At 70.1% G+C, this 13,733-nt stretch carries 10 protein-coding genes; 5 read left to right on the top strand and 5 right to left on the bottom strand.

What is annotated here, in order from left to right; all coding sequences use genetic code 11:
• Positions 1 to 160 precede the first annotated feature (160 nt).
• From ACFVYF_RS00865 to ACFVYF_RS00845, 5 genes are all read left to right on the top strand, one after another.
• A complete protein-coding gene (locus tag ACFVYF_RS00865; RefSeq protein ID WP_389448737.1) occupies positions 161 to 1,432 on the top strand; it encodes an ABC transporter substrate-binding protein in 1,272 nt (423 codons plus the stop codon).
• 137 nt (positions 1,433 to 1,569) lie between these two features.
• Positions 1,570 to 3,243, top strand: coding sequence for a glycoside hydrolase family 13 protein (locus tag ACFVYF_RS00860; protein WP_389448734.1), 1,674 nt, complete (start codon positions 1,570 to 1,572; stop codon positions 3,241 to 3,243).
• A 54-nt stretch (positions 3,244 to 3,297) separates the two neighbouring features.
• Positions 3,298 to 4,623 (top strand): ABC transporter substrate-binding protein, encoded by a 1,326-nt coding sequence (locus ACFVYF_RS00855; RefSeq protein ID WP_389448731.1) that lies wholly within the window; start codon positions 3,298 to 3,300, stop codon positions 4,621 to 4,623.
• Positions 4,624 to 4,628: 5 nt separating this feature from the next.
• Positions 4,629 to 5,987 (top strand): carbohydrate ABC transporter permease, encoded by a 1,359-nt coding sequence (locus ACFVYF_RS00850; protein ID WP_389448728.1) that lies wholly within the window; start codon positions 4,629 to 4,631, stop codon positions 5,985 to 5,987.
• Positions 5,984 to 6,823, top strand: coding sequence for a carbohydrate ABC transporter permease (locus ACFVYF_RS00845; RefSeq protein ID WP_389448726.1), 840 nt, complete (start codon positions 5,984 to 5,986; stop codon positions 6,821 to 6,823). Before ACFVYF_RS00850 ends, ACFVYF_RS00845 begins: the two co-directional genes overlap by 4 nt.
• Before the next feature lie 90 nt (positions 6,824 to 6,913).
• On the opposite strand, the gene pgl is transcribed toward ACFVYF_RS00845, so the two are convergent.
• Genes pgl through tkt form a run of 5 tightly spaced genes read right to left on the bottom strand, consistent with a single transcriptional unit; the run spans position 6,914 to position 13,501 of the window.
• Entirely contained in the window at positions 6,914 to 7,696 is a 783-nt protein-coding gene (gene pgl / locus ACFVYF_RS00840; RefSeq protein WP_389448724.1) for a 6-phosphogluconolactonase, read from the bottom strand.
• On the bottom strand, positions 7,693 to 8,736 hold the full coding sequence (gene opcA, locus ACFVYF_RS00835; RefSeq protein ID WP_389448722.1) for a glucose-6-phosphate dehydrogenase assembly protein OpcA: 1,044 nt from the start codon (positions 8,734 to 8,736) through the stop codon (positions 7,693 to 7,695). The genes pgl and opcA overlap by 4 nt, the downstream gene beginning before the upstream one ends.
• Positions 8,733 to 10,259, bottom strand: a complete 1,527-nt coding sequence (zwf, locus tag ACFVYF_RS00830; protein WP_389450559.1) for a glucose-6-phosphate dehydrogenase — start codon at positions 10,257 to 10,259, stop codon at positions 8,733 to 8,735. Before zwf ends, opcA begins: the two co-directional genes overlap by 4 nt.
• A gap of 1 nt (position 10,260) precedes the next feature.
• Positions 10,261 to 11,379 (bottom strand): transaldolase, encoded by a 1,119-nt coding sequence (tal, locus tag ACFVYF_RS00825; RefSeq protein ID WP_389448720.1) that lies wholly within the window; start codon positions 11,377 to 11,379, stop codon positions 10,261 to 10,263.
• A gap of 34 nt (positions 11,380 to 11,413) precedes the next feature.
• Positions 11,414 to 13,501 carry a transketolase gene (gene tkt, locus ACFVYF_RS00820; protein WP_389448717.1) on the bottom strand — a complete coding sequence of 696 codons (2,088 nt, stop codon included), beginning with the start codon at positions 13,499 to 13,501 and terminating at the stop codon, positions 11,414 to 11,416.
• Positions 13,502 to 13,733 lie beyond the last annotated feature (232 nt).

Genomic DNA, 13,733 nt, shown 5'->3' with positions numbered 1-13,733 from the left:
CTCGCATCCTTGTGTCCGCCCCGACAGGTGCCGGGTGTTGTCACCCGGTATGCCCGGATGCCAATGTGTCGCAGGCCCTAGTATCGCCCATACCTAACGGGTATACATGGCGTCTGACGGCGGGCAAGGGTGCCCGGCGCCGGTGTACAGGGAGGAACCTATGCGGTGGATCCATGCCGCCGGTAGGGGTCTCCTCGTCCTCGCGGTGGTCCTGACCGGTTACGTCGCCTCGGGCGCACCCGCCGGCGGAGCCCACGGCACCGGCCGCGGCCCGCTCACCCTGGCGACCGCGGGTGACCTCACCGGCTATCTGGGTCCGCTGCTGGACGGCTGGAACCGCACGCATCCCGGCGAGAAGGTCACGCTCGTGGAGCTGCCGGACTCCGCCGACGAGACGCACGCGCAGATGACCACCGATCTGCGCGACGGCGATCGCGGCCGTTTCGACGTGCTCAACATCGACGTCGCCTGGACCTCGGAGTTCGCCGCGGCGGGCTGGATATCCCCGCTGCCCCGCACCCGCTTCCCGCTCGACAGCTTCCTGCCGCCGGTCGTGGACACGGCGACGTACGACGGACAGCTCTACGCGGTTCCCTACGTCACCAACGCCGGCCTCCTCCTGTACCGCAAGGACGTCCTCGCCAAGGAGGGCGTACCGCCGCCGCGCACCTGGGCCGAACTGGAGCGGCTGGCGAAGACCCTCGCCCCGAAGTACGGGCTCGACGGGTACGCCGGCCAGTTCCTGCCCTACGAGGGGCTCACCGTGAACGCGGCGGAGGCGGTCTACTCGGCGGGCGGCACGATCCTCGGTGACGAGGGCGAACGCGTCACCGTCAACTCCGGGGCGGCCCGCGAGGGCATCGGCTTCCTCGCCCGGGGCGTGCGCGAGGGATGGATCCCCAAGAAGGCGCTGTCGTACAAGGAGGAGGAGTCCAAGCAGGCCTTCCAGGACGGCCACCTCCTCTTCCTGCGCAACTGGCCCTACGCCTACGTCAGCGCCTCCGGCAAGGGGTCCGCGGTCGCCGGCAAGGTCGGAGCCGTACCGCTGCCCGGTCCCGACGGACCGGGCGCGAGCGTGCTCGGGGGCTCCAACCTCGCGGTCAACTCCCATGCGCGCCACCCCGATTCGGCCGCGCGTCTGCTGGCGTATCTGACCGGCGAACGGGCCCAGCGCCAGGTCCTCACCAAGGGCGCGCTGCCGCCCGTGCGGGCCTCGCTCTACGAGGACCCGGAGCTGATCCGGCGGTTCCCCTATCTGCCCACCCTGCGCGAGAGCGTCCTCGCGGCGGCCCCGCGTCCCAAGAGCCCGCACTACGACCAGGTCAGCCTGGTCGTGCAGGCCGTGGTGCGCGACGCCATGACCGGGCACGAGACGCCCGCGGCCGCGGTGCGCCGGCTGGCCCGCGAGCTGGCGGCCGTCTCCAACCGCTAGATCCATAGTTACCTGTTAGGTAACGGGAGCATCCCATCTCGCGATTTCGCGACCGATAAGTCGGTATTTGCCTACCCAACTTCTCAACTGGCGCTGCCTACTCGTTGACACCTATCCGACATGCCTACTTAACATGCATGCATAACCGAAGGCACGCACAGACAGGTCAACGGGTGAGCCTCAACACGCACCGCTGGTGGCGCGACGCAGTGATCTACCAGGTGTACGTCCGCAGCTTCCTGGACAGCACCGGGGACGGCATCGGTGATCTCGCCGGGGTCCGGGCGGGCATGCCGTACCTCAAGAAGCTCGGGGTCGACGGCATCTGGCTGAGCCCCTTCTATCCCTCGCCGCAGCACGACCACGGCTACGACGTCGCCGACTACTGCGACGTCGACCCGCTCTTCGGCGACCTCGCCGAGTTCGACCTGCTGATGACGGACGCCCGCCGCCTCGGCGTCAAGGTGCTCCTGGACATCGTCCCCAACCACTGCTCCAGCGAGCACCCGTGGTTCCGCGAGGCACTGGCCGCGGCGCCCGGCAGCCCGGCCCGCGCCCGCTTCCACTTCGCCGACGGACGCGGCCCGGACGGCGCCGAGCCGCCGAACAACTGGCACGCCATGTTCGGCGGACCCGCCTGGACGCGCGTCACCGAGGCGGACGGCCGGCCCGGCCAGTGGTACCTGCACATGTTCACCTCCGACCAGCCCGACCTGAACTGGCGCAACCCCGAGGTCGGTGCCCACTTCGACCACGTGCTGCGGTTCTGGCTCGACCGTGGCGTCGACGGCTTCCGCATCGACGTGGCCGCGGGCCTCTTCAAGCACCCCGGCCTGCCGGACTCCCCGGACCCCGAGGCCGACGCCCGGACCCGCGACTCGGTCAACCCGCTCGCCTGGAACCGGCCCGAGGTGCACGACGTCTGGCGCCACTGGCGGTCCGTCTGCGAGGAGTACGCGGCGCGCGACGGCCGCGAGCGGCTGCTGGTCGGCGAGGTCTCGGTGCCGACGGCCCGCGAACACGCCGACTATGTCCGCCCCGACGAGCTGCACCAGGCCTTCTTCTTCGACCTGCTCGGCGCCCCCTGGGCGGCCGACGCCTTCCGCAAGGTCATCTCCGAGGCCATGCAGGACATCGCGGGCACCGGCTCCACCGTCACCTGGGTGCTCAACAACCACGACCAGGTCCGTACCGTCACCCGCTACGGCGAGTCCGGCACCGAGGGCAGCGGACTCGGCGCCGCCCGCGCCCGCGCCGCCGCCCTGCTGTTGCTGGCGCTCCCCGGAGCCGCGTACATCTACCAGGGCGAGGAGCTCGGACTGCCCGAGGTCGTCGACCTGCCCGACGACGTGCTGACCGACCCGATCTTCCGGCGCACGGGCAGCCGCGCCCGGATCCGCGACGGCTGCCGGGTGCCGCTGCCGTGGTCGGGGCACGCCTCGCCGTTCGGCTTCACCTCGGGTGCCGAGAGCGCCAAGCCGTGGCTGCCGCAGCCCGCCTACTTCGCCGAGTACGCCACCGACCGGGCGCTCGCCGACACCCGCTCGTTCTGGCACCTGTACCGCGACGGACTCCAACTGCGCGCCGGGCTGCCCCAGTTGGGCGAGGGCGCACTGCGCTGGCTGGACGCTCCGCCCGGCATCCTCGCCTTCGTCCGCGGTGACGGCCTGGTCTGCGCCGTGAACTTCGGTACGGCGCCGACTCCCGCGCCGGTCTCCGGCACCCCCCTGCTGTCCAGCGGTCCCTGTCCGGCCGGCGTCCTGCCCGGCTCGACGGCCGCCTGGTGGATCAGCGACTGCACCAACCCCTGAGACACCCCCGCCTGATCCGACGTCAAGTACCCGCCCCTTGAAGGGACATCAACGATGATGCGACGACGTACGACCCTGCTCGCGAGCTGCACCGCCCTCGCCCTGGCCCTCGGCGCGACCGCCTGCGGCGGCGGCCCGGTCGCCGCCGGAGGCGGTGGCAAGGAGCTCAGCGGCCGGACGATCACCGTGGCCGGTGTGTGGTCCGGCAGCGAGCAGAAGAACTTCCAGAAGGTGCTGGACGCCTTCACCGAGAAGATCGGCGCCAAGACCCGGTTCGTCTCCACCGGCGACAACGTCTCCACCGTCGTCGGCAGCAAGATCGAGGGGGGCAACGCCCCCGACGTGGTGATGGTCCCGCAGGTCGGCGTCCTCCAGCAGTTCGCGAAGAAGGGCTGGCTCAAGCCCCTCTCCAAGACCACCGAGAAGTCCGTCGACACCAACTACGCCAGTGTCTGGAAGAAGTACGGCAGCGTCGACGACACCTTCTACGGCCTCTACTTCAAGGCCGCCCACAAGTCGACCGTCTGGTACAGCCCCGCCGCCCTGGAGCAGGCCGGCGTCAAGCCGCCCACCACCTACGACGCGATGCTGAAGGCCGGGCACACCGTCTCCGACTCCGGTCTCGCCGCCTTCTCCGTGGCCGGCCAGGACGGCTGGACCCTCACCGACTGGTTCGAGAACGTCTACCTCTCCCAGGCGGGACCCGAGAAGTACGACGCGCTGGCCGCGCACAAGCTCAAGTGGACCGACCCGACCGTCGTGCGGGCCCTCACCACCCTCGGCAAGCTCTTCGAGGACAAGCAGCTGCTGGCGGGCGGCCAGAAGGGCGCCCTGAACACCGACTTCCCGGGCTCCGTCGAGAAGGTGTTCGGACCGAAGCCCGAGGCGGGCATGGTCTACGAGGGCGACTTCGTGGCCGGTGTCGCCAAGGACCAGTTCGGCAGGAAGATAGGTCAGGACGCGGACTTCTTCCCCTTCCCGGCGGTCGGCGGCGGCACCGCACCCGTGGTCAGCGGCGGTGACGCGGCCGTGGTCCTCAAGGACGGCAAGGACCAGAAGGCCGCCATGCGGTTCCTGGAGTACCTCGCCACCCCGGAGGCCTCCGCCGTGTGGGCCGAGGCCGGCGGCTTCCTGTCCCCGAACAAGAAGGTCGACCTCGCCTCCTACAGCGACGACATAGCCCGTGAGACCGCCAAGTCCCTGACAGCCGCCGGGGATTCGGTCCGCTTCGACATGTCCGACCAGGCCCCGGCCGCCTTCGGCGGGACCAAGGGAGCGGGCGAGTGGAAGCTCCTCCAGGACTTCCTGCGCGACCCCTCGGACCCGAAGGGCACCGCGGCCGCGCTGGAGAACGCGGCGGCCAAGGCGTTCCAGGACTGATCGCCATGACCGCCACCCTCGTGAAGGAGACAGGCCCGCCGCCCGTCCTCGTGCCCGACCGCAGGCGTCGCGCCCGGCGCCGCGGCCGGATCATCGCCCTCGCCTTCGTCCTCCCGGCCCTGCTCCTGCTCGGCGCACTCGTCGTCTACCCCGTGCTCTTCTCCGTGGGGCGCAGCTTCTTCGACGCCTCCGGCACCCGGTTCGTGGGCGGCGACAACTACACCGAGATGTTCCGCGACCCGGCCACCATCAAGGCCATCCGCAACAGCACCATCTGGGTCGTCGTCGCGCCGACGCTGCTCACCGCGCTCGGCCTCGTCCTCGCCGTGCTCGTCGAGAAGATCCGCTGGGCCACCGCGTTCAAGCTGTTGCTCTTCATGCCGATGGCGGTCTCGTTCCTCGCCGCCGGCATCATCTTCCGGCTCGCCTACGACGAGGACCCCGACAAGGGCGTCCTGAACGCCGCCGTGGTCGGCGTCCACGACACCTTCAAGGCCACCTCCTCCTACCCGACCGCACGCGCCCGTGACGGCCAGGGCCTCACCCACAGTGCCGACGGCTCGTACCGTACGACCGCTGCCGCGACCCCCGGCCACACCGTCGGGCTCGGCCTGGTCGGCGTGCTCCCCGGGGACCTGCCGAAGGACGCCCGGCCCGCGTACCCGGCGGCCGGGCGGGCGGCGGCCGGGGACGAGCTGCGCGGGGTCGTCTACCTGGACTTCACGCCCGGCGGCGGAGGGGAGCAGGGAAAGGTCGACCGGCGCGAGAGCGGTCTGCCGAAGATGAAGGTCGAGGCGGTGCGCGACGGGAGGACGGCCGCGAGCACCACCACCGCGGCCGACGGGTCCTTCCGCTTCGGCGGCCTGGGCTCGGGCGCGTACACGCTGCGGCTGCCGGCCTCGAACTTCGCCCCGCCGTACGAGGGTGTCTCCTGGCTCGGTCCCGCGCTCGTCACACCCGCCATCATCGGCGCCTATCTGTGGATCTGGACCGGCTTCGCCATGGTCCTCATCGGCGCCGGGCTCGCCGCACTGCCGCGCGACGCCCTGGAGGCGGCCCGGATGGACGGCGCCAACGAGTGGCAGATCTTCCGCCGGATCACCGTGCCGCTGCTGGCGCCGGTGCTCACCGTGGTCTTCGTGACGCTGGTGATCAACGTGATGAAGGTCTTCGACCTCGTCTACATCATCGCGCCCGGGCCGGTGCAGGAGGACGCCACCGTGCTCGCCACCCAGATGTGGCTGGTGTCCTTCGGCGGCGGCAACAACCAGGGCCTCGGCAGCGCCCTCGGTGTGCTGCTCCTGCTGCTGGTCATCCCGGCCATGGTCTTCAACGTCCGCCGGTTCCGAAGGAGTTCACGATGAGCGCGGTGCGCAAGTGGCTGGCCGGCAGCCTGGTCCAGGCGTTCCTCGTGATCGTCGGCCTGATCTGGGTCACCCCGCTCGCCGGGCTGTTCCTGTCCTCGCTGCGGTCCGCCGAGGACACCGCGAGCGGCGGCTGGTGGACCAGTGTCACCAGCCCGGCCCAGCTGTCCTTCGACAACTACTCGGCCCTGCTGGGCAATGCGGGCATGACCCAGGCGTTCTGGAACACCGTGCTGATCTCGGTGCCGACGACGGTCCTGGTGGTGGTGATCGCGGCGCTCGCCGGATACGCCTTCGCCTGGCTGGAGTTCCCCTTCCGGGACACCGTGTTCCTGATCGTGGTGGCGCTGCTGGTGGTGCCCGTCCAGATCGGTCTGCTGCCCGTCGCCAAACTCTTCGGCCAGCTGGGGCTGTTCGGGACGATCCCGGGCGTCGTCCTCTTCCACGTCTCCTACGGGCTGCCGTTCGCCATCTTCCTGCTGCGCAACTACTTCGCGGAGATGCCGCGGGAGATGCTGGAGGCGGCGCGGATGGACGGGGGCGGTGAGTGGCGTATCTTCACGCGGCTCGTGCTGCCGGTGGGGCGGCCGGCCATCGCCAGTCTCGCGATCTTCCAGTTCCTGTGGGTGTGGAACGACATGCTGGTCGCCCTGCTGTTCGCCGACAGTTCCTCGCAGCCGCTGACCGTGGAACTCCAGTCGCAGATACGGCAGTTCGGGAGCAACATCGATGTGCTGGCGCCGGGGGCGTTTCTGTCGCTGATCGTGCCGGTGGCGGTGTTCTTCGCGTTCCAGCGGCACTTCGTGCAGGGGGTGATGGCGGGGTCGGTGAAGTGAGGTTCCCCCACCCCGCCCCTCCGGAGCCGGAGAGACTGAGGTTCAGCCCCTCCGGCGATTGAGGAGCGGGGTGGGGGAGCGCCCGTGGCCTCAGGGTGACGCCGGCGGATACAGCGACCGCGGCAACTGCGAGGCCGCCGCGGAGTCCAGCAGCCACAGGGTGCGCGAGCGGCCGTAGGCACCGGCGGCCGGTGCCTGCACCTCACCCGCGCCCGACAGGGCGATGGCAGCGGCCTCCGCCTTGTCCTCGCCGGCCGCGAGCAGCCACACCTCCCGGGCGGAGCGGATCGCGGGCAGCGTGAGCGTGATCCGGGTCGGCGGCGGCTTCGGCGCACCGTGCACGCCGACCACCGTCCGCTCCGTCTCCCGCACCGCGGGCAGCTCCGGGAACAACGAGGCCACGTGGGTGTCCGGCCCGACGCCCAGCATCAGGACGTCGAAGGCCGGCACCGAACCGTGGTTCTCGGGCACCGCGGCCTTGGCCAGCTCCGCGGCGTACGCCTCGGCCGCGGCGTCCGCGTCGGCGCCGTACGGGCCGTCGGACGCGGGCATCGCGTGCACCCGCCCGGGATCCAGCGGCACCGAGTCCAGCAGCGCCTGACGGGCCTGGGTGACATTGCGCTCCGGGTCGCCCTCGGGCAGGAACCGCTCGTCGCCCCACCACAGGTCGAGCCGGGTCCAGTCGATCGCGTCCCGGGCGGGCTCCTCGGCCAGCGCGGCGAGGAGGCCGTTGCCGTTGCGCCCGCCGGTGAGCACGACCGAGGCGTAGCCACGCGAGGCCTGCGCGTCCACGATCTTCGTGACCAGCCGGGCCGCTGCCGCCTTCGCCATCAGCTCCTTGTCGCGGTGGACGACGAGCTGCGGAGTACTCACTTGGCGGCCGCCTTCTTGGCCGGTGCCTTGGCGGCCTTCTTCGCGGGCGCCTTCGCCGTCCGTTTGACCGGAGCCTTGACCGCGCCGGAGTCCTCCGCCGGGTCCTCCGCGGAGGCGGCGCTCAGCCGGTCCACCCCGTACCGCAGCGCCGACGCATACGTGTCGTCCGGGTCGAGCCGCCGCAGCTCCTCCGCGATCAGCTCGGCCGTCTCCCGGCGCTTGAGCGCCACGGCACGGTCGGGCTGGCCCTCGATGGACAGCGTCGCCAGCGAGCCGTCGGCACGGTCCAGCACGATCGGACCGCAGTCCGTGGCCATCCGTACGGCGGTGAGGCCGGGCCCGGACGACACCGAGCGCTTCACCGGGACGTCCAGCCGGTCCGCGAGCCACATGGCGAGCAGCTCGCAGCTCGGGTTGAACTCCTCGCCCTCCACCTCGACCGCGTCCACCGCGCAGGTGACCTGGTCGAGGGCCGCGGCCAGCATCGAGCGCCAGGGCGTGATGCGGGTCCACGACAGGTCCGTGTCACCGGGGGTGTAGGCGTCGGCACGGGCGCCCAGTTCCCGTACCGGCTGCTCGGAGGCGTAGGTGTCGGTGACCCGGCGCTGGGCGAGCGCGCCCAGCGGGTCGTTGGCCGGATCGCTCGGCGCGTTCACCGGCCACCAGACGACAACGGGGGCGTCCGGCAGGAGCAGCGGCAGGACCACGGACTGGGCGTGGTCCACGACCTCGCCGTAGAGCCGCAGGACGACCGTCTCACCGGTGCCCGCCTCCACACCCAGCCGCACCTCGGCGTCGAGGCGCGACTTCGTGCGGTCGCGGGGCGAGCGCGAGACGCGCCGGATGACGACGAGCGTGCGCGAGGGGTGCTCGCGCGAGGCGTCGTTGGCGGCCTTCAGGGCGTCGTAGGCGTTCTCCTCGTCCGTGACGATGACGAGGGTGAGCACCATGCCGACGGCGGGCGTGCCGATGGCCCGGCGGCCCTGGACGAGCGCCTTGTTGATCTTGCTGGCCGTGGTGTCCGTGAGATCTGTCTTCATGGCCGGCGCCAGCTCCGTCCGTCTCGCTCGAGCATCTGGTCCGCCTCGACGGGGCCCCAGGTGCCCGCGGGGTACTGCGCGGCCTTGCCGTGCTTGTCCCAGTACTCCTCGATCGGGTCGAGGATCTTCCAGGACAGCTCGACCTCCTCGGTGCGCGGGAAGAGGTTCGAGTCGCCCAGGAGGACGTCCAGGATCAGGCGCTCGTACGCCTCGGGGCTCGACTCCGTGAACGACTCGCCGTACGCGAAGTCCATGGACACGTCCCGGATCTCCATGGAGGTGCCGGGCACCTTGGAGCCGAAGCGGACCGTGATGCCCTCGTCCGGCTGGACCCGGATGACGATCGCGTTCTGGCCGAGCTCCTCCGTCGCCGTGTGGTCGAAGGGGGAGTGCGGGGCCCGCTGGAAGACGACCGCGATCTCGGTGACGCGGCGGCCCAGACGCTTGCCCGTGCGCAGATAGAAGGGGACGCCCGCCCAGCGGCGGTTGTCGATCTCCAGCTTCACGGCCGCGTAGGTGTCGGTCTTCGACTTGGGGTCGATGCCGTCTTCCTGGAGGTAGCCGACGACCTTCTCGCCGCCCTGCCACCCGGCCGCGTACTGCCCGCGGACCGTGTTCTTGCCCAGGTCCTTCGGCAGCCTCGCGGCGCCGAGCACCTTGGTCTTCTCGGCGGCCAGCGCGTCGGCGTCGAAGGAGGCGGGCTCCTCCATCGCGGTCAGCGCCATCAGCTGGAGGAGGTGGTTCTGGATGACGTCACGGGCGGCGCCGATGCCGTCGTAGTAGCCGGCGCGGCCGCCGATGCCGATGTCCTCGGCCATGGTGATCTGGATGTGGTCGACGTACGACCGGTTCCAGATCGGCTCGAACATCTGGTTGGCGAAGCGGAGCGCCAGGATGTTCTGGACGGTCTCCTTGCCCAGGTAGTGGTCGATACGGAAGACCTGGTCCGGGGCGAAGACCTCGTGCACGATCGCGTTGAGCTCCTCGGCCGACTTGAGGTCGTGGCCGAACGGCTTCTCGATGACCGCGCGCCGCCAGGAGCCGCGCTCCTGGTCGGCCAGGCCGTGCTTCTTCAGCTGCTGCACGACCTTGGGGAAGAACTTGGGCGGTACGGAGAGGTAGAAGGCGAAGTTGCCGCCGGTGCCCTGCGCCTTGTCGAGGTCCTCGATCGTCGCCTTCAGGTTCTCGAAGGCGTCGTCGTCGTCGAAGGTGCCCTGGACGAAGCGCATCCCCTGGATGAGCTGCTGCCAGACCTCCTCCCGGAACTCGGTGCGCGCGTGCTCCTTGACGGCGTCGTGGACTTCCTGCGCGAAGTCCTCGTCCTGCCATTCGCGCCGGGCGAAGCCGACGAGCGAGAAGCCCGGTGGCAGCAGTCCGCGATTGGCGAGGTCGTACACCGCGGGCATCAGCTTTTTACGTGACAAATCGCCCGTGACGCCGAAGATGACCAGGCCCGACGGCCCCGCGATACGCGGGAGCCGTCGGTCTGCGGGGTCACGCAGCGGATTGCTGCTCGACAAGATTTCAGCCCTCCGAAGGGGCGAGGCGCTGGAGCTCCGCCTCGGTCGACTTGAGCAGGTCGTTCCAGGACGCCTCGAACTTCTCGACGCCTTCGTCCTCCAGCAGCTGGACCACGTCGTCGTACGCGATCCCGAGCTTCTCGACCGCGTCGAGATCGGCGCGGGCCTGCTCGTACGTGCCGGAGATGGTGTTGCCGGTGATCTCGCCGTGGTCCTCGGTGGCCTCCAGAGTGGCCTCCGGCATGGTGTTCACCGTGTTCGGCGCGACCAGTTCCTCGACGTACATGGTGTCCTTGTACGCCGGGTCCTTGACGCCGGTCGAGGCCCACAGCGGACGCTGCTTGTTGGCCCGCGCCTTGTCGAGGGCGTTCCAGCGGTCGCCGCTGAACACCTCCTCGTACGCCTGGTAGGCGAGCCGGGCGTTGGCGAGGCCCGCCTTGCCGCGCGCGGCCTTGGCCTCGTCCGTGCCCAGGGCGTCGATCCGCTTGTCGATCTCCGTGTCCACCCGGGACACGAAGAAGGACGCCACCGAGTGGATCTTCGAGAGGTCGAGGCCCGCGGCCTTGGCCTTCTCCAGACCCGAGAGGTAGGCGTCCATGACCTCGCGATAGCGCTCGAGCGAGAAGATCAGCGTGACGTTCACGCTGATGCCCCGGCCGATCGTCTCGGTGATCGCGGGCAGGCCCGCCTTGGTCGCCGGGATCTTGATCAGCGTGTTCGGGCGGTCCACCAGCCAGGCCAGCTGCCGGGCCTCGGCGACGGTGGCCTTGGTGTTGTGGGCCAGGCGCGGGTCGACCTCGATCGAGACCCGGCCGTCCTGCCCGCCGCTCGCGTCGAAGACCGGGCGCAGGATGTCGGCGGCGTCACGGACGTCCGCCGTCGTGATCATCCGGATGGCCTCCTCGACGGTCACCTTGCGGGCGGCGAGGTCGGAGACCTGCTGGTCGTAACCGTCGCCCTGCGAGATGGCCTTCTGGAAGATCGAGGGGTTGGTGGTGACACCCACGACGTGCTGCTGGTCGAGCAGTTCGGCGAGGTTGCCGGACGTGATCCGCTTCCGCGAGAGGTCGTCCAGCCAGATCGCGACGCCTTCTTCGGAGAGGCGCTTGAGTGCGTCTGTCATCGAAATTGCATCTCCTACGTGTCGTATGTCAGCGTCAGCGCGTGGCTGCGGCGATCGATTCCCGGGCGGCGTCGGCGACGTTCTCGGCAGTGAATCCGAACTCCTGGAAGAGCACCTTGCCGTCGGCCGAAGCACCGAAGTGCTCCAGGGAAACGATGCGGCCCGCATCCCCGACGAACCGGTGCCAGGTCAGACCGATCCCGGCCTCCACCGCGACCCGCGCCTTCACGGACGGCGGCAGGACGCTGTCCCGGTACCCCTGGTCCTGCTCCTCGAACCACTCCACACACGGCATCGACACCACTCGGGTGGGAATGCCCGCGGCCTGGAGCTGCTCACGCGCCTCCACGGCGACGTGCACCTCGGAGCCGGTGCCGATGAGGACGACCTCGGGAGTACCGCCCTCGGCCTCGAACAGGACGTAACCGCCCTTGACCGCGTCCTCGTTGGCCTCGTACGTCGGCACGCCCTGACGGGTCAGCGCGAGACCGTGCGGAGCGCCCTTGCCGTACACCTTGGTGTAGCGCTTGAGGATCTCGCGCCAGGCGATCGCGGTCTCGTTGGCGTCGGCAGGGCGGACGACGTTGAGGCCGGGGATGGCGCGCAGCGAGGCCAGGTGCTCGACCGGCTGGTGGGTTGGGCCATCCTCGCCGAGACCGATCGAGTCGTGCGTCCACACGTACGTCACCGGCAGGTGCATCAGCGCGGACAGGCGTACGGCGTTGCGCATGTAGTCGGAGAACACCAGGAAGGTGCCGCCGTAGATACGGGTGTTGCCGTGCAGCGCGATGCCGTTCATCTCGGCGGCCATCGAGTGCTCGCGGATGCCGAAGTGGATCGTGCGGCCGTACTTGTCGGCGCCCGGCAGCGGGTTGCCGGCCGGCAGGAACGAGGAGTTCTTGTCGATCGTGGTGTTGTTCGAGCCGGCCAGGTCGGCCGAGCCGCCCCACAGCTCGGGGATGACCGCGCCGAGCGCCTGCAGGACCTTGCCGGACGCGGCACGCGTGGCGACGGCCTTGCCCGCCTCGAAGGCCGGGACCTTCTCCTCCCAGCCGGCCGGCAGCTCGGTCGCGGCGACGCGGTCGAACTCGGCGGCGCGCTCCGGGTTGGCGGTGCGCCAGGCGGCGAAGCCCTTCTCCCACTCGGCCTTGGCCTCACGGCCGCGGTCGAGGGCGGCACGGGTGTGGGCCAGCACCTCGTCGGAGACGTCGAAGGACTTCTCCGGGTCGAAGCCCAGGACGCGCTTGGTGGCCGCGACCTCGTCCTCGCCGAGCGCCGAGCCGTGCGCGGCCTCGGTGTTCTGCGCGTGCGGGGCGGGCCAGGCGATGATCGAGCGCATCGCGATGAACGACGGCCGGTCGGTCACGGTCTTGGCGGCCTGGATGGCGTTGTAGATCGCCTCGGGGTCGAGGTCGCCGTCCGGCTTCGGCGCCACCCGCTGCACATGCCAGCCGTACGCCTCGTACCGCTTGACCGTGTCCTCGGAGACCGCGGTCTCGGTGTCGCCCTCGATCGAGATGTGGTTGTCGTCCCACAGCAGGATCAGATTGCCGAGCTTCTGGTGCCCGGCCATGGAGGACGCCTCCGCGGAGATGCCCTCCTGGAGGCAGCCGTCACCGGCGATCGCGTAGATGAAGTGGTCGAACGGGGACTCGCCCTGCGGCGCGTCCGGGTCGAACAGACCACGCTCGTAACGGGAGGCCATCGCCATGCCCACGGCGTTGGCGACACCCTGGCCGAGCGGTCCTGTCGTCGTTTCCACCCCGGGGGTGTGCCCGTACTCGGGGTGACCGGGGGTCCTGCTGCCCCACGTACGGAACGACTCGAGGTCCGCCAGCTCCAGGCCGAAGCCGGCCAGGTAGAGCTGGGTGTAGAGGGTCAGGGACGAGTGGCCCGCGGACAGCACGAAGCGGTCACGTCCGGTCCAGTCGGGGTCGGCCGGGTCGTGCCGCATCACCTTCTGGAAGAGGGTGTACGCGGCAGGCGCGAGGCTCATCGCCGTACCCGGATGGCCGTTACCGACCTTCTGTACGGCATCGGCGGCCAGGACGCGGGCGGTGTCGACGGCCCGCTGGTCCAACTCGGTCCACTCGAGGTCTGTGGTGGTCGGCTTGGTGCTCACCCTGGGTCAGGGCTCCTCTCCACATGTTCCACATGTCGAATGCCGGTGCGCTCGGCGCCCACCGGCCGTTGTCGAGCCTACCCCCGTAAGTACGTGCGTTTTTTCGACTCATTCCAGACTGCCGGGACTGACGGAGATCCGCCTCCCGACCGGCGTGTTCCCTGTTCGGCAAGTGAATACGGAGCCGTTCGTCCGACTGCTCAATCGAGTGGCCCCCAGCTCTTCTCGCCGT

The organism is Streptomyces sp. NPDC058274, assembly GCF_042881375.1.
Classification (GTDB): Bacteria; Actinomycetota; Actinomycetes; order Streptomycetales; family Streptomycetaceae; genus Streptomyces.
Note: the sequence above shows the minus strand (reverse complement) of the source record. Positions and strands in the feature narration are given on the sequence as shown.

Bases quoted from the DNA above. Each gene is read 5' to 3' on its own strand.
- opcA (WP_389448722.1), bottom strand. From the start codon at position 8,736: ATGAAGACAGATCTCACGGACACCACGGCCAGCAAGATCAACAAGGCG.
- ACFVYF_RS00855 (WP_389448731.1), top strand. From the start codon at position 3,298: ATGATGCGACGACGTACGACCCTGCTCGCGAGCTGCACCGCCCTCGCC.
- ACFVYF_RS00860 (WP_389448734.1), top strand. From the start codon at position 1,570: ATGCATAACCGAAGGCACGCACAGACAGGTCAACGGGTGAGCCTCAAC.
- ACFVYF_RS00845 (WP_389448726.1), top strand. From the start codon at position 5,984: ATGAGCGCGGTGCGCAAGTGGCTGGCCGGCAGCCTGGTCCAGGCGTTC.
- ACFVYF_RS00865 (WP_389448737.1), top strand. From the start codon at position 161: ATGCGGTGGATCCATGCCGCCGGTAGGGGTCTCCTCGTCCTCGCGGTG.
- ACFVYF_RS00850 (WP_389448728.1), top strand. From the start codon at position 4,629: ATGACCGCCACCCTCGTGAAGGAGACAGGCCCGCCGCCCGTCCTCGTG.
- tal (WP_389448720.1), bottom strand. From the start codon at position 11,379: ATGACAGACGCACTCAAGCGCCTCTCCGAAGAAGGCGTCGCGATCTGG.